We start from the raw sequence: 26,026 nt of genomic DNA on the forward strand, positions 1-26,026 counted from the left end.
AAACGCCTTTCAGCCGAATGCTCCCCGAAGCGTTCAGCTCCGCTTGGCGCCCGCGCCATCGGCCTCCATCTCCCCGGCGCGCTCTGCCAGCAGCACGCGCAGGGTTTCCCGGTCCCGGGTGATATAGCGCGCGACCATAAGGAGCAGCAGCCCGCACGGCACCCACCACGAAACGGCGAAGTTCATCATGAAGAGGTACCCCATCGGCGCGAGGAGTCCGCCGATTGCGGGCCCCAAACCCTGCCCTATGTTATTGGTGATGTTGAACACCGAAAACACCGTGCCGCGGTGTTCCGGCCGGTTGACGTTCATTATCATCGCGGGAACGTTGGCCGCCGCCACGGAGACCAGCGCCCCGGTAACGAAACCCAGAGCGAGATATGCCGGGACGTTTTCCATGGACATGTTGACGAGGAGGAGGGCCGGCACTATCCCGGCGATCACCCCGATGCCGCACAGAAGCGGCATGTACGACGGCCGTTTCTTGTACAGCCATTCGCCGACGTACGCAAAGGCGAGCCCGCCAAGCACGGAGCCTATACCGACGACAAGGAAGATGGTGGTGGCCGTTTCCTTCGACACGTTCCGGTACTCCTGGAAGAAGGTGATGATCCAGTAGGTGAGGATTCCCCAGGGAACGGTGCCCGGCAGGCCCTGGAGGAAGGTGTAGATGTTGGTTTTATTCAGAAAAATCACCTTAAAGTCGCGTGGATGGATGGTCTGGCGATAGATGATGCCCCGCCGTATAAGGTCCTCCAGCGCGTCCTCGGTCCTGCCGCGCTCGGGTTCCCTGGCGTACAGGGCGAAGAAAATCGCAATCGGCACGTTCGGGGCGCCGACCAGGATGAATGAAAGCCTCCAGCCGTAGATGTTGGTCAGATAGCCGGCGATCATAACGCCCAGTATGCCGCCGACAGACCAGGCCACTGTCATCCACGCCGAGGCGGTGGCCCGGTGCTCCTCCTTGAAATAATCGGCCAGGATGGAATAGGAAAGCGGGAAGATGCCGCCCAGCCCGAGTCCCGTAAGTATGCGCAGCACGGTGAACGAGCCGATATCCTGCGTGAAAAAGGGGATGCCCGTCATAATACAGGGAACCTCCCCCAGGAGGACGACGAACACCAGGAGCGCCTTGCGCGAGACCTTGTCGGTCAGATAGCCAAATACGATGCTGACGAATGCGCCCACCAGCGTGAAGGCGGAACCGATAAGGCCCAGGGTAGTCTCGCTCGCGCCGTATTCCCTGGAGAGCTCCGGGAGGATGGCCGACATGATCATTTGGTCGGCAAAGAGGAGCATGCTCATTACAAAGAGGAGGGAGAGGGTGAACCTGTCCCTGAACGACATCGATTGCGCAGTCATGATAAACCGCCTTAACAAAGGCGACGATTCGAATCGTCGCCTTTGCCGTATCGTTATTTCGCCTTTCGCGGGCTTATTTCGCGTCGATCCACTTCATCATCTTGCGAAGTTCGAAGCCCACCTTTTCGATCTGGTGATCGCGCTGCGCTTCCTTTACCTTGTTGAAAAAGGGACGTCCGTCCTCGTTCTCTTTTATCCAGCGGCGCGCGAACGAGCCGTCCTGAATCTCGGCGAGGATCTTCTTCATCTCCGCGCGGGTGGCGTCGTTGACGATGCGCGGCCCGCTCACGTAGTCGCCGTACTCGGCGGTGTCGGACACCGAATAACGCATATAGTTGATGCCTCCCTGATAGAACAGGTCGACGATGAGCTTGAGCTCGTGCAGGCATTCGAAGTAGGCGATCTCCGGCTGATATCCGGCCGCAACGAGGGTGTCGAACCCGGCCTTAACCAACTCCGAGGCGCCGCCGCAGAGCACCGCCTGCTCGCCGAAAAGATCGGTCTCGGTCTCTTCCTTGAATGTCGTTTCGAGGACTCCGGCCCTCGCCGCGCCGATGCCCTTTGCGTAGGCGAGCGCCGTCGCCTTCGCCCTGCCCGAGGCGTCGTTGTGGATCGCGATGAGCGATGGCACGCCGCCGCCCTTTACGTATTCGCTGCGCACCAGGTGTCCCGGCCCCTTGGGCGCCACCATGATGACGTCGACGTCTTTCGGCGGCACGATCTGCCCGAAGTGGATGTTGAAACCGTGCGAAAAGACCAGCGTCTTGCCGGCCTTGAGGCTCGGCTCCACCTCGCTCTTGTACAGTTTCGCCTGGATGTGGTCCTGCGCCAGTATCTGGATTACGTCGGCCTTTTCGGCCGCTTCCTTCGCCGAAACCGGTGAAAAATTATGCGACTGGGCCAGCTTGAAGTTGTCCGTGCCGGGAAGCTCCGACACGATCACCTTGAGTCCGCCGTCGCGGAGATTCTGCGCCTGCGCGTGGCCCTGGCTTCCGTAGCCGACGACCGCGATCAATTTATTTCCCAGAACGCCGAGGTCCGCGTCGTTGTCGTAATACATCTTCGCCATTGTATCGCTCCTGTGATAACGCCCCGCCGCCTCATCGCCCCACGCCTTCCCCAAATCGCGGCACGCGGCGTGCCGCGGACGGTTCTCTTCGATTCGGGAATTCGCGGCCGCGACGCCGGCGAGGCGAATTTACGCGCTATTCCTTGTTCATCGATATCCGGCCCGTCCGTATGAGCTCCTTAATGGAGTACGGGCGCATGAGCTCGATGAAGTTATCGATCTTCTCCGGTTCGCCGGGAAGCTCGAGTGTAATGGTCTTAAGCGATATGTCAACTATTTCAGCCCCGAATATCCTGGCCAGCTGGTACACCTCCGGGCGTTTGGCGGGCTGCGCGTTCACCTTTACGAGAGCGAGCTCGCGCTGGACCGAGGGGTAGTCGGAATGGTCCGACACCTTTATGACATCGATGAGCTTGTTGAGCTGCTTTTTCACCTGCTCGATGATGCGGTCGTCGCCCCGTACCACGATCGTCATCATGGACACGTCTTCCTGCTCGGTCTGGCTGACCGCAAGCGAGTCGATGTTATAACCGCGCGCGGAGAAGAGGCCCGCCACGCGCGCGAGGACGCCGGATTTATTTTCCACCTTGACGGATATTACGTGCCTCATAACAGCTCCATTGTGATGGTATCCTTGATGGTCTTGCCCGCCGGGACCATCGGATAGACGTTCTCCTCCCTGTCCACGCGGAAGTCGATGACCGTGGGCCGGTCGGTGATTGAGAGCGCCCTTGCGATGGCCTCGTCCACCTCGCCCTTCTTCTCCACGCGGATGCCCGCCGCGCCATATGCCTCGGCGAGCTTGACGAAATCCGGGGCGAAGCTGATGCAGGTGTGCGAATATCGTTTATCATAGAAAAGCTGCTGCCACTGGCGCACCATGCCCAGGAAGCCGTTGTTGAGTATGGCGATGACGATCGGAAGCCGGTGCTGCACCGCGACGATGAGCTCCTGGATATTCATCTGGATGGAGCCGTCGCCGGCGATGTCGAACACGCGCCGGTCGGGCCGGGCGATCTGCGCGCCGATGGCCGCGGGAAAGCCGAAGCCCATGGTGCCCAGCCCCCCCGACGATATAAAAGTGCGCGGCTCGGTATATTCGAAAAACTGGGCGGCCCACATCTGGTTCTGCCCCACTTCGGTACAGATAATGGCCTCGCCCTTCGTGAGCGCATAGATGCGCTCCACCACGTACTGCGGCTTGATCTTCGCCTCGCTGTCCTTATAGGTCAGCGGGTTTTCCGCTTTGAGTTTTCGCAGGCGCTCGATCCATTCGCCGATGTCCGGGGCCTTCACCGATTTGTTTATCTCGGCGATCACGTGGCGGCAGTCGCCGACGATCGGAATATCAACCTGCACGTTCTTGCTGACCGACGACGGATCGATGTCGATATGGATCACCCTCGCCTCGGGAATGAATTCCGAGATCTTTCCGGTAACGCGGTCGTCGAAGCGCGCTCCGATGGCGATGAGCAGGTCGGAATCGTGCACGGCCTGATTGGCGTAACAGGTGCCGTGCATGCCGAGCATCTTGAGCGAGAGCGGATCGGTCTCGGGGTATGCCCCCATCCCCATGAGCGTGGTGGTAATGGGAATGCCGGTCTTCTCCACAAATTCGCGCAATTCCTGCGAGGCATTGGAGCTTATCACGCCCCCGCCCGAGTAGATGACCGGACGCCTGGCCTCTTCGATGAGCCTGCAGGCTTTGCCGATCTGCAGCGCATGTCCCTTGTAAACCGGCTTATAGCTTCGAAGGTGAACGTGCTCCGGGTAGGCGAATTTCGTCTCCGCCTTCGAGACATCCACCGGCACGTCGATGACGACCGGACCCGGGCGGCCCGTCGAGGCGATGTAAAAGGATTCCTTGATGATGCGCGCCAGATCGCCCACGTTCTGGACGAGATAGTTGTGCTTGGAGATGGGCCGCGTGATGCCGGTGATATCGGCCTCTTGGAAGGCGTCGTTGCCGATCATCTCGGTCGAGACCTGCCCGGTAAATATTACCAGCGGAACCGAGTCCATGTATGCGGTGGCGATACCGGTAACCAGGTTGGTCGCTCCAGGGCCGGAGGTCGCGATCACCACGCCCACCCTGCCCGAGGCGCGCGCGTAACCGTCGGCGGCATGCACGGCCCCCTGCTCGTGCCGCGCAAGGTAAAACCTGAGCGGCGCGTTGAAGAGCTGGTGAAAGATGGGGATGACCGCGCCACCCGGATAGCCGAAGACATGCTCCACCCCCTCCTTCTTGAGGGATTCAACGATTATTTCAGCACCCGTCATTTTCACGGCAGTTCTCCCCGCACCCGTTTCTGATGCACTTCGGCGCCGGCACCCGCCGAACGCCCGGAAAAATTATAAAATGGAGACATCGCCCATTATCGCATCAATTCAATTATTTAAAGAAGGATTCAGTGTCATTAAAGCCAATAATGTCAATTATATTTTAATACCACGGAAAAGGGCCACGTTAAAAATTTAATGAGGGCCGGTCACTGCCGCCTGCGAAGGCCCTCCGCGGCCGCCTGAGCGGGACTGATGAAGCTTACATTGATTTTATAGCTGGAGGTGGATGAACGGTCGAGCGCCCGGTTGATCACTCGAAGCGGGTCGAGCACCAGCACCAGAACGCTTCGGAAGAATCCCGGATCCATGTTCTTTTCCACGAAGAGGCCCGTCTGGTGCAGGGTCTCGCCGAAGAGGGGGCCGCCGATTCCGGTGGCGAACAGGTCGTTGAGCGAGGCCTCCTCCTTGAATTCGCCCAGGTATTCCCACATGAGGCTCCCGGCGATCGCGAACATCATCGACCCGTAAAATCCGTAGCCGTTGCTTCGTGCGGCATTATAATATAAATTACCCGAATAGACATGACCCACGCAGTTCGTGGTGAAATTGTTGGCGTCCAGCGTCATGCCGTCGGCGAGCTTGCGCTTGAAGCCGGCGGCCGAAATGGGATATTTCCAGTCGTCGGTGTTGGTGTCCAGGTTCATCATATAATCGATCGCGCCCAGCCCGTTGAGGAGCACGATCCCCCCGAACGATCGCCAGAACCTCGCCGAATGCGAGGGCGGGACGGTCACGTCGAGAGTATAGTGCCGAATGACCGTCTCACCGTCACTTTCCTCGTATGCCAGGTCGCTGATGCGCCGGTCACCGGACGCGAGCGCGTACGCGAGCACCGACTCTTTCCGTTCCCCGTTCACCGGCGGCAGGGCGACTTCGAGAACTCCCCGAAGCGCCTCGACGCTGTCGCGCCCGAAATCCCTGCCGTCCGGAATGGCCCATTGCACACGGGAAACAACCCCCCCGTGGTTTTTCGGATACAGGGCGAAAACAACCCCGTGGAGGCCCTCGCAGTGGGCCCGTTTGCTGGTCAGCAAAATACCCTCATCCACCCCCGGGACGTCCGCGGTGCGCACATAGCGCACGGCGGCGACATACCTGTCGAAAAAGCCCTTCATATAAAAATTGCCGAGCACCGGAAATGCCGGATCGGAGTCGACGAGATTGAGGTTAATCGATTCCCGCCGCGCCTCCGCGTTCAGCGGCACCTCGAAGGTGATTACGAGCGCAACGAGCATTGCCATGGCGAGCGTCCCGGCCGCGGGAGCCCTGCACATTAGCGAGCGCAATAAATTCATAACAATCACCGTATGTTATCCGTTTCCAGGGGAATGCGCGTCCTCGCCTATTTTACACTCCAGGCCGAAGAACACCCTGTGCCATGAATAATACCTGGTTTTGTCCCGGAGACGGCTGTATACATTCCAATACTCATATCCTGCGGTGACAAGCACGCCGCGCGAGAGATACCATCCGATATATCCACCGGGAACGTTCAGCACGTCGTACGCCCGCTCCGCTTCTACTGGCGAAAAATAATAGAACCGGTATTCCGTCTTTATCCGGAACGGACCGATCCGGTCCGCCGCGAACGACAGGGCCAGGGGGACCGACCAGCTGTAATAGAAATTCTGCCTGCGGTCTCCATAGAACTTTGAGCGGAATATGGGGCTCAGCGCATCCTCCTCCGCTTTGGAGATATTCGTCGCGCAGAGAGAAGAGTTCACCGACAGCGCCGCCGAGCCGAAGGCCGAAAGTCTATAGCGCCGGTCCCGCCCCCACTGGTGGATAAACCCCGGAATGACCGGCTTAAGCAAAAAATACTGAATATGCGGATGGTCCTCGTAGATGCCGTCGCTCCACATGAATTCCTTGAAATTGAGCGAGGGACGGGAAAGCTCTATGCCGGAGAACAGTCCGACAACCGACCGCGCAGGCCGATCATCGTCCACGGCGAGCGTCTGCATGCCGGCGAGCAGCAGGATCAAGTCGTACCACACGTCCTTCCACTCGGGGCTGAGGTTCAAATGCCCGCGGAAATGGAAATAATCGCCGAACCCGAGATTAGAGCGTCGCTCGCTCATGTGCCGGGCCGGGTCGTGCAACAGATCGGCCCCAAGCTGGAGGGTCCCTATCCGCCAGCGCGGATAGGGCTCGAATTCGTGAAAACGGTTATAGCCGGCCGAAACCGAGGCCTCGTAGGCGCTCAAGCGGCGCGGACCGCGGCTTCCGAGCGATTCGATGAGATATGGCAGAATTACGCGAAGGGGGTCGGTGCCGGAATCTTCCGGGCCGGGCTTGCGGATGCGAAAGCTCCGCTCACGTTGCGCCCCATCATAGGATACACGGGCATCATAGATCTCGAACTCGCCGTCCGACGAGCCCGAAAGCGCCGCCCTAAGTTCTTCGTAATCGTTATGCAGGCGGTACGCCCTGAGCGCGCCCGGATCATCGCGAAAGACCCTCCAGCCCCTGGCGGAAAGTACGCTCGCGTAGTCGGAGAGCACCCGCTCGATCTGCTTCGCCGGCGCGGAGTCTTCGGCCGCGGCCGCCGGCGGAACGCACAGCACGACTACCGCAAAAACGACAGCCAGCCGAAAAACAACTCCGCAATGCCTGCCCCCGCCTTCCTTCATTCTCCGGAAATCTCCCGTCATGGTTAATAGCTTCTGCCGCGCGACCCGGAACCTCTCCTTTTCGATCGGCGGGAATATGCACGTTCATACCTGAAGAATTAGGTGTCAATACTTTTCCATGCGAAACGCCCAGGGCAAATAATTTCTTGATTAAATATCCGCACCGCGCGAAAGTTACGCCGCCGCGCGGAAAAGAAACCGTCGGAGACTTGATTAATATGTATCTCATGATATATTGTAACTATCCAAAAATCCGGAAACACCCGGCCGGAAGCGGGACGCAAACACCGCATGCTTCGGCCGCGCGGCGACCGGACACCATCTACCTGGCAGTGCGGGAATACTGATGATGGAAGGCACCAACAACCATCTCCTCTTCTACGGGGACGAAACCCTCCGGGAAATAGCCCGGGAGATCAGCAATATCGACCAGGGAACGATCGACCTCGTCGAGTCCATGTTTAACGTGATGTACGGTTCGCACGGAATCGGCCTTGCCGCGCCGCAGGTGGGCGTGTCCAGGCGGCTCCTGATACTCGATATCGAATCGTACAAAGGGCCGGCCCTTACGCTCATCAACCCGGTCATCACGGCCCGCTCGGACAGACTGGGCCCTTACGAGGAAGGCTGCCTGTCTGTGCCGGGCATCAACGCCATAATTACGCGGCCGCTCGAAATATCGGTAACCGCCGTGACCCCCGACGGGAAGGGAATAAACTTCGACGCAAGGGGCCTGCTCGCGCGCGTCATCCAGCACGAAATCGACCATCTCGACGGCAAGCTCTTCATCGATTATCTCGAGGACCATGACCGCAAAGAGCTCACCGCCGAACTGAAAAAAATAAAGAAGCTCAACAAAAGGAAATGAGGATAGGCTTTTTCGGAACGCCGCAGATAGCGGCCTACTGCCTCGGGGAACTGGTCGGGACCCACGATGTCGCCTTTATCGTCAGCAACGACGACAAGCCCTGCGGCCGCCATCTGAAAGTCCGGTGCTGCCCCGCCAAGGAGGTCGCGCTCGAGCACGGCATACGGTTTTATCATCCTGGAAGCCTGAAAGAAAAACCCTTCATCGAAGCTCTCAGGCTCGAAGGGTCCGATTTGTTCGTCGTCGTCGCGTTCGGCCGCATTATTCCTCGCGAGGTCTTCGAAATTCCGCGCCTGGGCACCATCAACCTCCACCCTTCCCTTCTGCCGCGCTACCGGGGAGCGGCCCCCGTGGAGTGGGCGCTCATAAACGGAGATACCGAAACGGGCGTTACGGTGCAGATGATCAACGAACGCCTCGACGCGGGCGACATCGTCGTTCAGGAGGAGCTTCCCATCCCCGCCGGCTTTACGGCCGCAGACCTCTACGACGCGGTGCGGCCGCTCGGAGCGGGACTTTTACTGAAGGCGATCGACCTGCTCGGCGCCGGCACCGCCAGGCCGCGCCCCCAGGACGATGCGAAAGCCACCTATTGCGGCAAGATCGACCACGAACTCGCCCATGTCGACTGGAAAGCCGGCGCGACGAAAATCCATAATCTTGTACGCGGGTTGAACCCGCGCCCGGGGGCATGGACAAGTTTTCGCGGCGCCCATATCAAAATCTGGAAGACCGCACAGATTGCAGACGGCGGACCCCTTGAGCCCGCCGCGCCCGGACGAGTGCTCGTTCATGAGAAGAAGCGGCTGCTTGTGGGAACGGAGGACGGCTGGATCGAGATACTGTCGCTTCAGCCCGAGACCAAAAGGGTGATGGACGGCCTCTCGTTCATAAACGGCTACAGGCCGGCGGCGAATGACCGTTTTGAGTAAATGGAGCGGGGATACGGGAAGAACCGATGACGCGGCACGATGACAGGCGAAAGGGCCGTCGGCAACGCCCGGCGAGCGCCGGAGAATTCCTCGCCGCGGCGGAAGAAGACGCGTCACGCGAAAAGCACCGGGCGCGCGAACTGCGCGCGACCGCCTGGTGGCGCAAGAAAATCGCCTCGGGCATATGCCATTACTGCGGGAACCGCGTGCAACCGGCCGCCCTCACCATGGACCACCTTATCCCGCTCTCGCGCGGCGGAAAATCGGAGCGCTTCAATATCGTGGCGGCATGCAAGGAGTGCAACAACAGAAAGAAAAACCTGCTTCCGGCCGAATGGGACGAATACCTCTGTTCGATAAAAAAGAGGACCCTCTAAATTTATTTATTGAAAATGCCGTTATTTAATATATCATAATTCCCCGTTGCCATGGCCTCGATTCGATCCGGGTAAATACCGGAAATGCCGCGGAGCGGGGTGCGGTCACCTTCGCCGGCGGGAGACGATCAGGAGCCATGCCGGATGCCGCCGTATCAAAACGATAACAGAGAAAGCAGACAATGACCCCCAGCACAGACAGCTCGAAAGGTGACCTTTTTAAAAAAGGACAGCTTTTAATCCGACAGGGCGAGGAGCCCCGGTTTATGTACTACATGCACAGCGGCGCGCTCGAGATACTTTCGGCACCGCCCGAGTATGAAGAGCTCCACACCGACATCCTCCTCTCCAGGAGCAAGAGGGTCGGCACCATCAAGGAAAAGAACCTGATCTCGGGCCTGAGCATCCTCTTCGCAGAACCGTACAAGAAGTCCATACGGGCCATCGAAGACTCGTATGTCTCGAAGTACCCCATAAAGGAAGGGGGCTTCGGGCAGATTGCAACCGACAACACCCCGCTCGCGGTCGACATCCTGTCCAACCTCTTCCGCAGGCTCGAGCTCTCAATACCGGACGCGTCGCGCTACGCGAACCTATACCAGAACATAGCCCGCATCAACGACAACGTCTGCCTGATGCACAAGGCGCTCTCGCAGGGAGCCCTTCCCGAAAAGCTCCAACAGCGGGCCGACGCCCTTCACGACATCTACGTGCAGAACGGCGGGAGCTTCCCGGGGAGTTTCGACGCGAAATTCGTAATAGCCGACAACAGCGGAATGCTCAGGAAAAAATACTCGTTTCCCGGCCTCCCCATGGAAACCATCCTGGACCTGAAGCAGTGCAATTTCATCAACAAGTTCATAAAACTCGATATAAATGTTCTTATCGGGGTCGTTAAACGGGACCCCTCCATAGCCACATACATGTTCGAGACTGTTTCGGACAATCTTCTTAAAGTTCTCGACCGGATCGAGGCCATCCACACGCTGATCGACGAGGAGCTCACCGTGCTGTTCGGCCAGGAGGGAAGCTGGACGAACGTGCTCATCGACTCGGGCGCGTTCGCCACCTGGCAGCGCACCGGCAGGCTTTCGACGGATTTTCTAAAAAATTTCCTCTCGGTCTCGGTGAAGGTGCATACCTTCTTCGAGGAGCTTTCCGGCAAAAAGCTTTCGGAGATTTTCCCGGGGTTCAAGAAGCTTCACGAACTCTACGTTTCGCAGAAGGACAGGGGCGCGGCCGGGGAACGCCCCGCGGCCAGGAAGGTGAGCTCCCTCGGCAGAGATTATGTCAATTCCATCCAGCAGATATTCGAATTTTCGCTCATCGACAAGGAATTCCAGAACAACTTCCTGAAGGTGCTCAACGACTTCAAGAAGATGCAGAACCCGTTCAACACGGAGCCCGAAGGAAGAAAGATACGGCGCTTCATAACACGCCTGTATCTCGACCTCTACAAACAGGTACTGTTGCGCAGCCAGAACGAATCGACCATGCCCTCGCCCGTGCGCCTCATGCTCAACTTCGGCTTTCTCGACGAGACGATGCTCGAACAGGAGCAGATCGACGAGCTGCACGAGATGTCCATGCGTTCGGCGGAATCGTCGCGCCTTCCCATCTACCACGAACACGAATTTCTAAAGCGGATATACGAGGGCAAGGACAATCCCAGCATCACCGAGATGGGACTCACCTACGAGGCACACCTCCGCGAGGAGGAGAAGCATAAGAAAAGGGCTAGCACCCAAAAGCCGGCGGCGGACGAGGAAGGCATCAGCAAGATGATGTACGAGATCGATCACCGGCTCCTCCACACCATCGCCGTGTGTTCGGGCTCGACCGCCACCGCGTTTCCCATCCTGAGCTCCATGGTGATGCGGGGCAATCCGGCCAACTTCCACCTTTCAAAAAAGAAGCTCGAATCCACGGTACTGGCGCTTCGAGAAATCGATTTCTCCGCCTTCTACCGCGAAACCGTCGAGCGGATCGGCGAGGCGCGCGAGATTATCCAGGACGAGGTGATCCCGAATTTCATCCTGCTGCCGTCGTTCGGCACCAAGACCATGCTGTGGCAGGAGCTCGACGGTACCAACCGCAAAACCAGGGGGCGAATCGTCATCCCCATCCTTTTTATGGGCGACATCATGAAGAGCCTTGCGCACACCATCGCATGCTTCCGCTGGGAGCTCAACCGCTCGCTGAAGGGCGCCATGTGGGCGGACCCCGTCGAGGGCGGGCTTAGCGGCATCTATTTCGATTACGTCAATTTCTTCAAGAAGAACCCCAAGCTCTCGACCGAGGCCAAGGAAAAGATCGCCGAGCGCTTTAAAAGCATACGCACCAACCGCGACCGCTTCGCCGAGGACTACGTAATGTGGGTGCTCTTCGAGAAGGACGGCATCATGAAGCTGAACACCGTGGTGCGCGAGATGTTTTACCGCCATATACCGTTCAGGAAAGACGTCCGGAGCAAGCTCGAAAATATGCCCGCCTTCAGCGAGATCGCCGCCAAGGTCAAGAACATCCACACCAGGGACGCGACCGCCTACCAGCGCAGGTTCAAGAAGTACACCGACGAGACCGGCGCTCTCCCCGAGGCGATCCAGCGTTTCATGGACTTCCTCGATATGTAGCGAATGAACCCATCCCTCAATACATCAGGTGTTTTTTCCGCTGCCGGTTGAATTCCTTCTGCCCGACGGCTATCTGACCGGCGAATTCCGCGAAGGGCCGCCCTTCGTCGATATACCGGCGGAACGCGTCGGTTCCGGCCAGAAAATCCACATGGTATCTGTCTCTGTGCCGGTCCCAGTGAAATTCCGGGTACGCGTTTTTCAGAAATGTTATGATGCGATACGAAACCTCCATCGGACTGAAGGCCCCGCCCATGTAAAAAATCTGAACACCGCCGCAGCGCATCCCCGCATACTTCGAGAAGGTCGGAGAGAAATAAACCGGGCGAAACCTGAAATTGGGAAGATTGAGATCGGAGAGCCGCCTTGCGAGCTCGCGCGGGTCGATCCACGGCGCGCCGATGTACTCGAACGGCTTGGTGGTGCCGCGCCCGACCGACAGGTTCACGCCTTCCAGCATCACGATGGCCGAGTACACGACCGACGATTCGTAGGTGGGCAGGTTTGGCGAGGGCGGCACCCAGGGCAGCATGGTTTCGTTGTACATTAAATCGCGGCGGTAATTCTTGAGCGGCACAACTTTAAGACGCACGTCGCGGGCATAGCCCGCCCGGTAAAAGCGCGCGGCCTCGCCCATCGTCATGTTGTAGATGAACGTTGATGGAAAGGCGCTGATGTGGCGCGACTGGAATCCTTCGTGAAGATACGCGCCGTCGATACCGAGAAAACCCAGGGGATTGGGCCTGTCGAGCACCACCAGCCCGATCGGTGTCCCGTTAAGCGCGTCCATCACCTGCTTCAGGGACGACACATAGGTGTAGCAGCGCATCCCCATGTCCTGAATGTCGAAGATCACCGCTTCGACCGGTCCGAACAGGTGGCGAAGCTGTCCGATGGAAAGATGGTGCAGATTGTAGACGATCACGTTCAGCCTCGAGTCCGCCTGGTACAGCATGGAATCGTAATCGTTCTCGTAACCGTATAGCCCGTGCTCGGGCGCGCAGGCCAGCACGATCTCGAGACCCTGCCGTCGCAGGAGATCGATGTTCTTTCTGAGATTGAAATCGACGCCGGAATGATTGGTGACCAGCGCGATTTTCTTCCCCCTGTATTCTTCGGCACCGCCCGCGATGAAGTTCTCGAGCCCCGAGTAGACGCGCTTCTGTCTCCTGGCGGGCAGGTTGTAGACGGCGGGCGACGCGCAGTCAAAAAGAACGGACACGGCGACGGCGAACACAATCCAGCGGGCGGTTTTTCTCACCGATGCGCACCTCGTGTAATGATCTGGCGGTTTTGTCCGGTCTCACTCAAGACAGTATCAGTATGTATATCGAACGCCGTCAAGGATTTCGCAGGCCGATTTTAACGCGGCGCCGGGCGTTTTCGCGATATTTGCTTGACAGGAGGCCGATTTGCCTGTATGCAACAGCGGAAAGCGCTTCGCTCCGGCGGCCATGAAAAACGGAAAATACCTGCATCATTCGACGGGAAGAACAATGCTTCTGAATATACTCGCGGGCTTTTTCATCGTTTCATCCATGCAGTGCGCGACGACCGGCGAAAGGGAAAAGAGCATACTCGCCTTCTCGAAGAGCGAGGCCTCCCGCTACCAGGAATTTCTCATTGACCCGGGGCAGTACACGACCAACGGGGCCGTATACCACGAAAAATACCTGAACCACCTTGTCGGCATCGCCCGCATGCTTTCGTCCGATTACAAGTTCTCCATAGCGAAAAACAGCATCGGGTTTTATTTCGATAAAAAGCTCAATCTGCGAGACCGGCTCTACCTGGGCATCGATATCGAGATTCCCCTCGACGAATCGGCGCATGCGGGCTCGTCGTACCAGCATATAGCGGTGACGGCGCTCGAAACCTACCTGAAAGATGTGCTCGTCGTCATCAACTCGTGCACCACCATCTTCGGCGAGAGCGAGATTATCGGCATGGTTGTGGGTTTCCACTGGAAGATAAAGGAACAGCGCTCGTCCATCAACATCTGGATCGACGAACGGGACGTGGTACGCTACGAGAACAAGCAGCTCACCATGAAGGAGCTGATCAGCCGGAGCTACATCACCAACACCGAGGGAAAGCTCATCCGCCTTTTATTATAGCCTCAATCTCCTTCACCAGCGCTCGAAGCTCCATCATCGTTCCGACGCTTATACGCACGTACTCGGACTGCACCGGGCCCGCGAAATAGCGTACAAGGATCTTGTGCGCGTACAGTTCCTCGTATATCTTTTTCGCCGGAACATCGGGATGCCTGACAAGGAGAAAGTTCGCCTTCGAAGGCACGATCGAAAAACCGAGCTCCTCCAGCCGTTCCTCGAGATATTCCTTGTTGTCGCGCACCATCCCGATATTGTATTTGAACCCCTTCTGGTCGGCGAGCGCCGCGAGCGCCCCCGCCTCGGCCAGCCGGTCGACGTTGTACGAGTCTTTGAGCTTGATGAAGCCGCGGATGATGTCCGCGTGCGCGGCCGCTATGCCGACGCGCAGGCCGGCGAGCGAATACGATTTCGAGAACGACCGCGTTACGATGATGTTGTCGAATTCGCGCACCAGGCCGATGGCCGTCTCGCCGTAAAAATCGACATAGGCCTCGTCGACCACCAGAAGTCCCTTGAATTTTCCGGCGAAATTTATAAGCGAGTCGAGATCGACGCCCCGACCGGTGGGATTGTTGGGATTGCAGACGATGACCAGCGCGTATTTTTTCTTTAAATAATCCGCGAAATTGATATCGAGATCTTTCGTAAGCGGTATCCGTTCGTACTGCACGCCGTTCGCCTCCGCGAGGGTGTAATAGAGCGAATAGGAGGGATAGGGGAACGCGGCAAGCGCTTCCGGATCAACGAAGCCCCGCAGGAGGAGCGTGAATATCTCGTCCGATCCATTTGCCACGAAGACATTTTCGGCCGTAAGCCCGTTACGTTTCGCGAAGGCCTCGCGGACCGACATCGTCGTGGGATTGGGATAGCGGCGAAGCGACGCGTCGGCGGCCCTTTTTATCGCGTCGAGCACCACAGGCGAGGGAGAAAATGGGCTCTCGTTGGTGTTGAGCTTTATAAACTCATCGAGGCTTTCCGGCTGCTCGCCGGGAATGTACTCGGCCATTTTTTTAAGTCGCGTGTTCCAGTACTTCACCGGTGACTCCTTTGATTGTCAGACTTTGCACGAATCGATAACGGAAATTATGCCCGCAACATGACGAGAAGGCCTGTTTTCGCGGACTCCCGATTATACCCTGTGCGCCGCGCCGATTATCTCGTCCGGGCGGCCAATATTTCGCTCCCTCATGTACGCCTCGAGCCCCTCGACGCAGTCGATCGCCGTGCGGGGGTTTACCAGGCTCATCGTCCCGATCGACACGGCGCTCGCCCCGGCCATCAGGAACTCGAGCACGTCATCGAGCGAACCGATCCCGCCGATTCCGATGACGGGAATGTCCGCCTTCGCGAATATCTCGTAGACGATGCGCACGGCGATGGGCCGTATGGCCGGGCCGCTGAGCCCCGCCACGCGGTTTACGAAATGGGGCCTGCCCGTGGCGACGTCGATTTTCATCCCGAGAAAGGTATTTACCGCCGAGACCGCATCGGCCCCGCAGTCTTTCGCCGCCGCGGCGAACTCGGTAACGTCGGTGACGTTCGGCGAGAGCTTCACGATAAGCGGCACCGGCGTGACTTTGCGGACTGCGCCAACCAGCGCCGAGAAGGTGGAGAGGTTGCGCCCGAACGCGATTCCGCCCTCCTTTACGTTGGGGCATGAGACGTTGAGCTCGAGGGCGGCGATCCCGGCCGTATGCCCGAGGACACGGCAGAGCTCCACGTTCTCATCGACCGAATGACCGGCGATGTTCGGGATAACCGTCGCGCCCTTTGATAGTAAAAAGGGCAGCTTTTTTTCCAGAAACGCATCGAGCCCCACGTTCTCAAGCCCGATGGAGTTGAGCATCCCCGACGGCGTCTCGATGATGCGCGGCCCCCTGTTGCCCGGACGGGGCGCAAGCGAAAGCCCCTTGGTAAAAACGGCCCCGAGGCGGGCGATGTCGTAGTATGCCGAAAGTTCCTCACCGTAACCGGCGGTCCCCGAGGCGACCGTTACCGGATTTTTAAGCCGCAGGCTTCCTATTTGAACCATGGTATCGATACCGTCACCCCCGATCGCCGGCACAGGCCGGGATATGACACCGCCGCGTTACAGACCAGTCAAGAAATAAAAAAGGGCATCGCTCGCGATGCCCCCAGATGACGCCGAATACTTTGTATAAAAGCCTTGAACCTTTCTCCACGGGACCCCCGTCCCCCGGGCCTCCCGGCACCCATCCCTGTTGTAAGATTGTATTACCATATTTCCCCCCCGATGTCAAGAAAAATATTTGCGTATCGGTTTCCACGTTGATATACGGTCCCAAAGCGCACCGGGTACAGTCAACTCGCGTCCCGATGCCGCAGGAGAAACCCGATCATGCGATCAATCCCACGCTTCGTCCGCTGTGCTCTGCCATTCGCGCTCCTCCTCGGCGCAATCGGCTGCCGTAAGGGCGAGCTCATTACCTTCAACCGGCCGATGCTGGGCACCATCATTACCATTACGATTATCGCAGATTCCAGCGAGGCAGGGGTCAGAGCCTCGGAAGCGGCATTTAACGAGATTGCCCGGATAGAGGCCCTGATGAGTCCGCGGCTGGCCGGGAGCGACGTCGCGCGGCTGAACCGCGATGGCGGTCGCATCCACGTCACCGTTTCGGACGAGACCTTCGCGCTGATCGAAAAGTCCATCGAGGTGTCGCACCGGACCGACGGCGCCTTCGACATTAGCTTCGCCTCGCTCGGCCACCTCTGGAATCTGGCAAGCGACGACTTCCGCCCGCCGGGGCACCGCGAGACCGCGCGCCTCCTTCCGCTGGTCGACTACCGGAAGATCACACTGCATCCGGAATCGCGCCGGGTCTCTTTCGCCCTGCCGGGGATGAGGGTCGGCCTCGGCGGAATAGCGAAGGGATACGCCATAGCCCGGGCGGTCGGGGCCCTCCGCCGGGAAGGGGTCAGAGCCTCGATAGTCGACGCGGGGGGTGATCTCCAGGTGACCGGCGACAAGTTCGGCGAGCCATGGCGGGTAGGCCTTATGCATCCGCGCAAAAAAGAAATCCTCCTCACAATAGCGGCCCGCGACGGCGATTCGGTCGTGACGAGCGGTGATTACGAGCGATTCGCCTTCTTCAATGGAGAGCGATATCATCATATAATCGATCCCAAGACGGGCTTCCCGGCCCGGGGGCTGGCATCGGTGACGGTACTGTGCTCTGACCCCGTGCTGGCCGACGCCTACGCCACGGCCCTTTTCGTGATGGGAGGGGTCAGAGCCCGCGAATTCGCCCTTGCTCACCCGGAGATAAAGGTCATTCTTATCGACGAGGACATGCGTATCAGCGCATCGAGGGAGCTCGAAGACCGGGTTGGGCCGTCCGGCCGCGCAAAAATCGAGTGGTTTTAGCGGGAGGGGGTCAGAGCCCCGGCACAACGCATATACTACTTTTTTATGTTTCCTGGACGGCTCAAGGATTGGCCCTGACATCATAGAATATGTCCGCTTCGGTCGGCGTGGTGGCGTTTCGGTAATCCTTCCAAAGGAACAATCCGCCATAAGGAGTGCCACCATCATTATAGTACAGTCCCTTTAATGAAAGTTCGTCATCATCCCACGACGAAACAATACCGACCACTACGCCGTCATCATCGGCAACGTCGTCAAACCAGTTGAGCGTCCAGGCGCCGGCGTTGGGGATGACGGCCTGGGCCACTATGACGTAGCCGACCGAGTAATAATACCTGTTATCCATCCAGCTTACAACGGCGCCATTGAGCCCGTCGCTGGCGATCGAGAGGTTGGAGACATAGGAACCGGTACCGGCGACATCCAGAAGTGTTCCAAAATTCGCCTGCACGCCGGTGGCCGCGGTAAATTTTTCCGCGTAAATGCGCCCGAGACTGTCCGCATAGGCGACGACGGGATTGTTCGATGTATCGAAGGTAATGGCCGCGTCGACCGCCCCCGCGAAGCTGATCGGGTTCGTCCCCCAATCGGCCAGGGCTCCAGTGGCACTGTTGTAGCGCGCGAGATAGATGTTTGCGCCGTCGCGGTAGAGCACCAGGAAACGGAAATTCGCGTTATCAGGAGCGGCCCTGACGTCGATAATCTCCGCGGCGGTTCCATTGTACAACAGCAGCCCCCGACCACCGTTAGCTGCGGCACCAAGAACCACGGTTCCGAAGGAATTCACCCGTTTGTAATAGATATTACCGTCCGTATTGGACTCAAAAATCACACGGGCGCCTCCGTTATCGCCATTGGCGTGGAGAAGCTTGACGTTATCCATCACATCCCCGGCGGTATAGAGCGTTGATGTGGAGTATACCGATCCGTTCCCCATGTTTATTACGGCACCGAGGATGCTGCCGCCGCTCTCCCATGCGAAGAAGAGTCGCTGACGATAAATGTAATACCGCTGCGTAGCGGCCCATCCGGGAATGGCGGCACGAAGCGTTATCTGGGTGGCGGAGTCGACGGACTGGACTATGCCGACGGTGTTATTGCCCACGATCTTCACCACATCGCCGGGATGGACGCGGTAGGCGGCCAGCTGGAAGTTGGTGAGCACATCGCCGTCGGTGAACTGGTTGCCGGCAACCGCGGAAATGGTTCCCGTGGCCACCAGCGGTTCCGTGCTCGCGAAAACGAGATAGTCCTCGTTACCGGTATCGAATATATTCTTATTCAGCGTAAGCTGAGTCGGCGAATCCCTGCTGACCACAACCGCGAACCGGTTGTCGCTGATGTTGTATACCAGGTCGCCGTTCTCCACGCCGGCAACATCAAAAGCGGCACCCGCCGACACGAGAAGCCCGGCACTCAGGGCCGAAGCCTTGCCGTATTTGAGCCACGTCTCCGCGGGCGTGACGAACCTGAGAAGCCAGTAAAGATCCGCGTCGGACATGAAGGCGGCGGCGCCGTTTATATCGAGCGCGCGCTCCCTCACGGCAAAAGTGCCCGTAGTGACCCGCGCGATAGACGTGTCGGTGACGTTTACCAGCACGTCATTATTGACCACACCGGTCGTGACGAAAGTCGCATTGTCGTCATAGAGCGGATTGGCGGGGGGAGTGTCGGCCGTACCGGTGATTGTCCGGTAATTGTACACATCGACCGTTACGTTATCACCTACGTTAAATGTTGCCAGATCGACCAGTATCCGATAGAAGGGATCGACGGGACTGGCGGCGTGTGTGGTGCAATAATTATTATAAATACTATAGTTTTCGGCCCCAAGACTGAATATCGGGTCGGAAAGGTTAAGCACGCGGGTCGAGGACGCGGAAACGAAAGCGCTGTCGGGGGTGGTAAGATTATAGACGAGCGCGTTTGCCGCGATCGCGCTCCAGTCGGCGGTATAATCGACGAGTGGATTGGCGCCGAAAGCATTTTCGGTTCCGTTATCAACAATTGGAGGATCTTCGACGATCATATAGCCTTCGCCGGCGTCGAAATTAAGACCCGGGATCGTGAGCTCCGTAGCTGAAACCACCACGGTAACCTGACCATACGTATTATCGTTGATATTCGCCACCCAGTCCCCGGGCACGACCAAGGCCGTCCAATCATCAAGATTGGTACTATCGATCAGACTGTCGGCGCTTGCTTCCGCCGTTCCTTCGTCAATCAACCGGTAAATGTCGTACTGGTCTCCCGTATGGGGGAAGATATCGGCGTCAAGCGCGAGCATGTCCGTATTCACATCAGTAACGCGGGCATAGCTGATTGGAGGACCAGCGCTGATATTCACGACCACGTCATTGACCGCGACACCCAGTGCCGTAAAATCAACGTCCGGATCGTACAGCACCACGGGTTCCTCGGCCCCGCTGTAATCGGCCGCCATGTTTACCCCGTTCAGGGAATTGATATATACGTAGGTCGCACCCGAATGAATCACATCCCCGACCCCCATCCAGGCCGGCGGCGCATAATTATGTTCGGTAATGACCCTGTTGGCCGTGCTCGTTTGCGTTGGAGGCGTAACATTCATGGCGTGATCATCGGTCAGGAAACTGGTGAAGCTGGTAACCCCATCGGCGATCCGGTACACGTTCCCGGTGGTGACCACCCCCGCGCTCTGGCCGAGCACATGCCTGAAATTCGTCGAGCGCGTCGCCACCGCTCCCACGTGATCGGTGACGTCCATAATACGATCGTCGTTCTGTATAACCGCATTTCTCAGATTGACGTCAAAATCATAAAATGGATTAGCCGGGATGTTGTGGGTAGACCCGACGCCGGTGCCGTTGTGAATCCGCGTTACGAAACCATTATAAACATTGTTATCGAGACCGGCCCCATAGCGATAATACATGGGAATCGCCGACGCATCCTGGTAACCGGCCGTATGGCCGAACGTATTCCCGAAACCGGCGGCGGTATTATCGCTCCAGTAGGTGCTGAAACCGAGGCCCGTCGCCCCCCCGGTAACATATTTCACGTAAAATCCGCTCGCACCATCCTCGAGAACGACGAACACACCACCGTAGCCATCCGGGAACAGCCGCGGGTCGCTCAATCCGTGGGCGTTATCGATAAGCTGGCCCGGGTGCCAGTTTACGTTGGGAACACCGGTTGCGTTGATATAGGTTGCGCGCACGCTGGTCCCATCCACCCAGGCCACATAGGCCGTTGCATCCGTGTTCTGATGAACGGTGAACTCGGAGATGTTTGCCGCCGGCGGGCCGGCCGCGACGGCATTGAGACGTTCGTCATTAATGGCGGGATCGGTATCGTTTGCCGTCATGAAATTGCCGGTCTGCGTCACTATCGTCGCGTGATCGATGATGAAGTAGTACCTGGTTGCCGTCGTTAAGCCCGTAATATCCGCGTAGTGCACCGTCGGGGTCCCCGCCTCCGCCTTGGTGAAGCCGTAAACCGTGGTGAGCCCATAGTTAACGGTAAAACCGGTAGCCGGGCGCGTTGTTGTCCAGTTGATCCTGACTGAATTCTGCGTGACTTCCGTAAGCCATACCGAGCCGATCGTAATGGGACCGCCCGGATTGGGGTCGGCCTCCACGGTGAAGGTCCAGGTGTTATTGACGCTTACCACCAGGTCACGAAGTCCCGTATCTCTGATCCCCGTTCCGGGAGTGTCATCCAGGTCGACCGTATAGACCTGCGCATAGGTGAGAGTATTCAGTGGGAGATACCATGTTTTCTGATCGAGGCTGAAATAGGGGGCTACCGACGCGGCCGCCGGAGCGATGGTAAAGGTGGCGGCGGTCACGTTCTGAACCTCTTTATTGAACGATACCACCACATAGCCCACGCCCCGGCTGTACGGCCCGGCACCAACCGGATACCGGGAGGTGGCGATGACGACCGGATCATAGTCACCAGAATCATCATCACCGGTGGTGAACTCCGCGGTATCGTTGCCGGGTATACCGGTATCAAGCCCACCGGAATCACGAATTGCCGCAGGATCGACCTCAATGGTGTAGGGAGTTGAATATGCGAGATTTCCAGTAAATGCTATCCGCACAGCCCTATAATATCCGGAACCGTCCGCAGCAAAGCCGGTTACCGAAGCGAACCCCGGATTGCCCGGAATGTCCACGCTCGCTGGGGTAATATCAGCGACATCATAAATCGGTTTTGAAAATATTATGACAACGTCCGTGTCGATCGGAAACCGGTCGGTAGCGGGAAGCGGCGCGTCCGGATAGATGGACTCAACCTGCAGAAACTCGGTCCCCGGGCTCGAGCCCGGAACGGTCCCTCCCGTTGCGCTGAGGTCGACGTTCGGCGCTTCGGGCGCGCAGGCGTGGAAAAGCAGCGCCATGACGGCCGGGAGCATGAAGGATAGCGCCGGACGGTATCGGAGTGTTCGCATCACATCACCCCCCTTTGAGCGGGGAAACATCGAATTTCCGTTTTTTTGCAGGGGGCATACAGTTTTTCTTTACATTTTAATCGTTGCGGCATGTATTTATCAATGTATGCTGCATATCGGCACAGAATCAACATACACCTTCTCGATCCTATATATTACAGAAGAAATCGGGATTAAGGCAATAATAATTTAGACCATGCTCCGTAAAAAAATTAGATTTCTCCCGCTGCTGCTCATCACCGCCCTTTCTCTGCTGTTGACAGAGAAAGCGGGTCGTGGAACCATCACCTCGATCATCCTCACGCCGGCCAACCCGACCACCATGTCGAACACCCTGGGGTATTACCTGGCGGGCAAGGCATATACCTTTACGATAAACGTGGTCGATCCGGATGTCACCGCCTGGAACCAGATCACCGATGCCAGAATGACTATCGCTAACACAACCAATATTGTAGTAAGAAACACGGTCGCCTTCGGCTTCGGAGCATCTCCTCTCGTTGCCGATACGCCATTCGCAGTAACGGTGGACTCGGGGACCGTGGATGCCGCCGGCCTGGTCACCGCCGGCAGCACCTATAACAACTTTACCGTGCGATTCACCGTAACATTCAGATGGGACACCCCCGCATCCGCCTGGGCCGCCGCCCGAAATGTCATCGGATCCGCCACCACCAACAATCCGGCCGTGAATACCCTCACCGACACCCGCACGGTATCGTACGGCGTCGTTTCCACCATTCGGATTGTCGGCTTCGCCCAGGACGGCGACGCGGCCGACGGGCGAGTAAACCCCTGGCACACGGCGTTCAACGTAACCGGTACCATCGCATACAACATACCGGGCGCGGTCGCCGCCGACGCGGTGCATCTGGTCGCCGACGCGGGTGTGGGCGAGTACACCGCCCCCGGCTCCACGCTGTATCGATCCGGCTTCATCACGCCCCACGTCGACGCAACGCCGGCCGCTCTCAGTATTCCCGTAAGCGCCGAATGGTTCAATTCCCTGGGATGGGTCACCGCGCGCGGCAACCACACCTGGACGGTACGTGTCGCCATGAATACGGCAGGCGGCCCTGAAACCTCCGTGAATACCCTTGCCATCAACTGCGACCGCATCCGGGTGACCAATATTGAGTTTTTCGGTGGGGGCGGCGTCAATCCGCCTCCGCGCTACTACCGCAGTGTAAACCTGCCCGGCACGCAGGTACGGGTGACCGCCCAGCTCGAGAATGCCGGCACGGGAATGGTCGGAAACACGACTATCAGGATATCCGACAGCGCCGGAACCCCCAACACCTACGACGTGGTAATCGCCAACGGCGCCACTCAGGGCGTTATCGATATGAGCGCGAACTATCCGGCGGTCCCCGGCGACATCCCCGCAAACGACACGACGGTACTCTCGTACAGCGCGGTGCGCGTTTTCGGCGGAGCCTATGACGGCGACACGGCCGCGGCCGAGGGTCAGGACGATTTTGGAAGTATTACGCAGGCCGCGTTAGGAACGTATCAGATTTATTGGGATCATGAGGATCCACCGGGGGCAAACGCCGGAGGGTTTACCACCTGGGTCAACCAGCAAACCACTGCGACTTCACTTGAATTAACCTGGACTCCCATCAATCCACTGGCAAATGATGACCACGACTTTTATTCATACAGAATCTATTACCGGGAAGATACAACCGTTCCATGGATTATGATTGATCGCAACACTGCAAATTACGGGCCTCCCGCCGGAACATTCAGACTGGATCTCATCACAACCGGCACCGCAGCAATCCAGGGATTGGTGCCACTCACTATGTATGATTATTTTGTTTCAGCGGTTGACGTTTTTGGAAATGAGATTTATACATTATTTCCCGGGAGCATCATTACCGGCCCCACAGGTGCGGACTGGTGGGGCGAAATACAGACACAACCACTGACCATTCTTTCTGAAATTACCGACGGAGTAACAATCTTCCAAGATAATTCTTTCACTCTCAACCCCCTTGCATCAGCACGCCCAGTTCGCGACACAGCGATCCGCGTAAAATTAACAATATCCGGAACCGCCATTACCTTGCCAGAAACAGTTAATTTAATAGTGGCACAAGATGGAGCGACAGACCTAATAAGTGGAGGCACGGTAAATCCCATCCCCGTTGAACCTTGGTATCGGATTAACTGTGCGAAGAGCGGCCCGAACATCTGGACTGCTCATATTCCCGACACTAACACTTTAATAACAATTGGCACGGATGTGCGCTTTGTGATCGAAATGATACATGGTGCATCCATCACATATGCGGATCATAATTCCGAACTCGAAATTCCTGCTGGCGTTCCCCCTGTAACTCCAAATGACTATGAATGGACATTCTCGGTTATCACCCCCACCACCTTCCAGCCCTGGCCCACGCGCATCCTGAACAATGTCATTACCGACAAGGATCCGGTGGCCTACCCGGCCTATTATCTCTCTGAGGACGCCTACGTCACCATCAAGGCCTTCGACATCAAGGGACGCCCCGTCGCCACCCTGCTCGATAACGCCTTCCGCAAAGGCGGGCAGAACATCAAGGAGGGCGGCTGGCGCGGCGACAACAAGGCAAACCGAAAGCTCGGCGTGGGTCTTTATTACATCCAGATAGAGGCGAAGGCCGTGTCGAGCGGCAAGGTTATCCTCAATTCCTTCCAGAAGGTGGTCATGGCGCGTTGATGGCCCGGTGGGCCGAGGGGTCAGAGCCGAGGGGTCAGAGCATTAAAAGATTACTCCCAATTGCCATAAGCCAACATAAAGGGGACATCGAGGGGTCAGAGCCGTCGAAAATTTCCGTGGTACCGGCCAGGGCTCGAAAGATGGGGTCAGAGCATTTTTTTAAAAAAAATGCTCTGACCCTTCAGAAAGTTTTAACTTCGCGACCTCCAAAAACGTATCTATTCTAGAACCTCATTAAGATACGTTAAAGGAGTGTCACATGGCCCGTAAAACCCGTATCCAGCAGGAAAACCTCACATACCATATAACCTCCCGCTGTATCGAATGGCGGGCGATGATGGAGCTTGACCTTTTTAAGCAGATTTTAATTGAAGTATTGGGCCAGACGCAGGAAAAATACGATTTCGAGCTTTCCGCATACCAGATAATGGATAACCATATTCACATAGTAATCAGGACAATCCCGGGCGGTGCACCTATTTCGAAAATCGTTCAGTATATTAAGTCCCGCTTTGCCGAAAAATACAACCGGCTGACCCTACGAATAGGCCCGTTCTGGAATGAACGATACCACGACACCATTATCGAGCACGCGGACAATCCCGAATACTACCTCCTGTGGTTGCTCTGGTATCTCGCCTTCAATCCGGTCCGGAGCAAAACCACGGACAGCCCGCGGAAATACCTGTATTCCAGCATACATTCATATCTCGAAACTGGCAAACGGACCCCAGTGAGAGTCGATTTGCACCGGTATTTTATGCAGTTGGGAAAGACCGTCGAGGAAAGGCTGAAAAGATTTCTCGTCTACGAGGACACGTACCGCAGGCGCCTGGCGATAATCATTTAACACTAACGGCTGGATTAATCCGCATGATGTAATAATCGAAAGGGTGTGCTTTCCAAAAATCAGGACGAAACAACCGCTCGCCCCTCCCCTAATCATAGACCCATCCCCGCCTTAAACCAGGCAGGTTTAGCTCCTCCACAACCTCGGAGAACTCCCCCCGGAGACGGTTCTTCCAAGATTAGGGTGATTCCTGATCGCCGGCCTCGGATAATACTGCGACATAAGCGAGATGTGTACCGATGAAGACAGCTCCTCCGCAATAGCACGAAATATGGCTCTGACCCCTGATTTAAGTAATGCATCCCG

At 57.4% G+C, this 26,026-nt stretch carries 18 protein-coding genes; 8 read left to right on the forward strand and 10 right to left on the reverse strand.

Features of this window, described 5'->3' with window-relative positions; genetic code table 11:
* Positions 1-33 precede the first annotated feature (33 nt).
* The 6 genes from VLM75_13010 to VLM75_13035 all read right to left on the reverse strand — a co-directional run bounded on the left by VLM75_13010 (position 34) and on the right by VLM75_13035 (position 7,407).
* On the reverse strand, positions 34-1,362 hold the full coding sequence (locus tag VLM75_13010; GenBank protein ID HSV97835.1) for an MFS transporter: 1,329 nt from the start codon (positions 1,360-1,362) through the stop codon (positions 34-36).
* A gap of 73 nt (positions 1,363-1,435) precedes the next feature.
* Positions 1,436-2,431: a ketol-acid reductoisomerase gene (gene ilvC / locus VLM75_13015; protein HSV97836.1), complete on the reverse strand. Its 996-nt coding sequence runs from the start codon at positions 2,429-2,431 to the stop codon at positions 1,436-1,438.
* Between the two features lie 136 nt (positions 2,432-2,567).
* Complete coding sequence (gene ilvN, locus VLM75_13020) at positions 2,568-3,041, reverse strand: acetolactate synthase small subunit (protein ID HSV97837.1); 474 nt, start codon at positions 3,039-3,041, stop codon at positions 2,568-2,570.
* Positions 3,038-4,711 carry a biosynthetic-type acetolactate synthase large subunit gene (gene ilvB, locus VLM75_13025; GenBank protein ID HSV97838.1) on the reverse strand — a complete coding sequence of 558 codons (1,674 nt, stop codon included), beginning with the start codon at positions 4,709-4,711 and terminating at the stop codon, positions 3,038-3,040. The genes ilvN and ilvB overlap by 4 nt, the downstream gene beginning before the upstream one ends.
* 209 nt (positions 4,712-4,920) lie before the next feature.
* Positions 4,921-6,015 (reverse strand): DUF3943 domain-containing protein, encoded by a 1,095-nt coding sequence (locus VLM75_13030; GenBank protein ID HSV97839.1) that lies wholly within the window; start codon positions 6,013-6,015, stop codon positions 4,921-4,923.
* 69 nt (positions 6,016-6,084) lie between these two features.
* Positions 6,085-7,407, reverse strand: a complete 1,323-nt coding sequence (locus VLM75_13035; GenBank protein ID HSV97840.1) for a hypothetical protein — start codon at positions 7,405-7,407, stop codon at positions 6,085-6,087.
* A 346-nt stretch (positions 7,408-7,753) separates the two neighbouring features.
* Here VLM75_13035 and def point away from each other — a divergent pair, with 346 nt between their 5' ends.
* From def to VLM75_13055, 4 genes are all read left to right on the forward strand, one after another.
* Entirely contained in the window at positions 7,754-8,275 is a 522-nt protein-coding gene (gene def, locus VLM75_13040) for a peptide deformylase (GenBank protein HSV97841.1), read from the forward strand.
* Complete coding sequence (gene fmt / locus VLM75_13045; GenBank protein ID HSV97842.1) at positions 8,272-9,207, forward strand: methionyl-tRNA formyltransferase; 936 nt, start codon at positions 8,272-8,274, stop codon at positions 9,205-9,207. Before def ends, fmt begins: the two co-directional genes overlap by 4 nt.
* Positions 9,208-9,233: 26 nt before the next feature.
* Positions 9,234-9,584 carry an HNH endonuclease gene (locus tag VLM75_13050; protein ID HSV97843.1) on the forward strand — a complete coding sequence of 117 codons (351 nt, stop codon included), beginning with the start codon at positions 9,234-9,236 and terminating at the stop codon, positions 9,582-9,584.
* A gap of 182 nt (positions 9,585-9,766) precedes the next feature.
* A complete protein-coding gene (locus VLM75_13055) occupies positions 9,767-12,217 on the forward strand; it encodes a cyclic nucleotide-binding domain-containing protein (protein HSV97844.1) in 2,451 nt (816 codons plus the stop codon).
* Between the two features lie 16 nt (positions 12,218-12,233).
* On the opposite strand, the gene VLM75_13060 is transcribed toward VLM75_13055, so the two are convergent.
* On the reverse strand, positions 12,234-13,478 hold the full coding sequence (locus VLM75_13060; protein ID HSV97845.1) for a DUF1343 domain-containing protein: 1,245 nt from the start codon (positions 13,476-13,478) through the stop codon (positions 12,234-12,236).
* Positions 13,479-13,629: 151 nt separating this feature from the next.
* Between VLM75_13060 and VLM75_13065 the strand changes: the two genes are divergently transcribed.
* A complete protein-coding gene (locus tag VLM75_13065; GenBank protein HSV97846.1) occupies positions 13,630-14,334 on the forward strand; it encodes a hypothetical protein in 705 nt (234 codons plus the stop codon).
* Here VLM75_13065 and hisC read toward each other — a convergent pair.
* Together hisC and VLM75_13075 are read right to left on the reverse strand one after the other, a co-directional pair.
* Positions 14,315-15,370: a histidinol-phosphate transaminase gene (hisC, locus tag VLM75_13070; GenBank protein HSV97847.1), complete on the reverse strand. Its 1,056-nt coding sequence runs from the start codon at positions 15,368-15,370 to the stop codon at positions 14,315-14,317. The two genes, VLM75_13065 and hisC, sit on opposite strands and share 20 nt — an antisense overlap.
* A 93-nt stretch (positions 15,371-15,463) precedes the next feature.
* Positions 15,464-16,366: a dihydroorotate dehydrogenase gene (locus tag VLM75_13075; GenBank protein ID HSV97848.1), complete on the reverse strand. Its 903-nt coding sequence runs from the start codon at positions 16,364-16,366 to the stop codon at positions 15,464-15,466.
* Between the two features lie 327 nt (positions 16,367-16,693).
* Between VLM75_13075 and VLM75_13080 the strand changes: the two genes are divergently transcribed.
* Entirely contained in the window at positions 16,694-17,722 is a 1,029-nt protein-coding gene (locus tag VLM75_13080; GenBank protein ID HSV97849.1) for an FAD:protein FMN transferase, read from the forward strand.
* 61 nt (positions 17,723-17,783) lie between these two features.
* On the opposite strand, the gene VLM75_13085 is transcribed toward VLM75_13080, so the two are convergent.
* On the reverse strand, positions 17,784-22,160 hold the full coding sequence (locus tag VLM75_13085) for a hypothetical protein (GenBank protein HSV97850.1): 4,377 nt from the start codon (positions 22,158-22,160) through the stop codon (positions 17,784-17,786).
* A 196-nt stretch (positions 22,161-22,356) separates the two neighbouring features.
* On the opposite strand from VLM75_13085, the gene VLM75_13090 reads away from it, so the two are divergent.
* Positions 22,357-24,870, forward strand: a complete 2,514-nt coding sequence (locus VLM75_13090; GenBank protein HSV97851.1) for a fibronectin type III domain-containing protein — start codon at positions 22,357-22,359, stop codon at positions 24,868-24,870.
* 259 nt (positions 24,871-25,129) lie between these two features.
* Complete coding sequence (locus tag VLM75_13095) at positions 25,130-25,720, forward strand: transposase (protein ID HSV97852.1); 591 nt, start codon at positions 25,130-25,132, stop codon at positions 25,718-25,720.
* The last annotated feature ends 306 nt before the right edge of the window (positions 25,721-26,026 follow it).

The organism is Spirochaetota bacterium, from assembly GCA_035477215.1.
Lineage (GTDB): Bacteria > Spirochaetota > UBA4802 > UBA4802 > UBA5368 > MVZN01.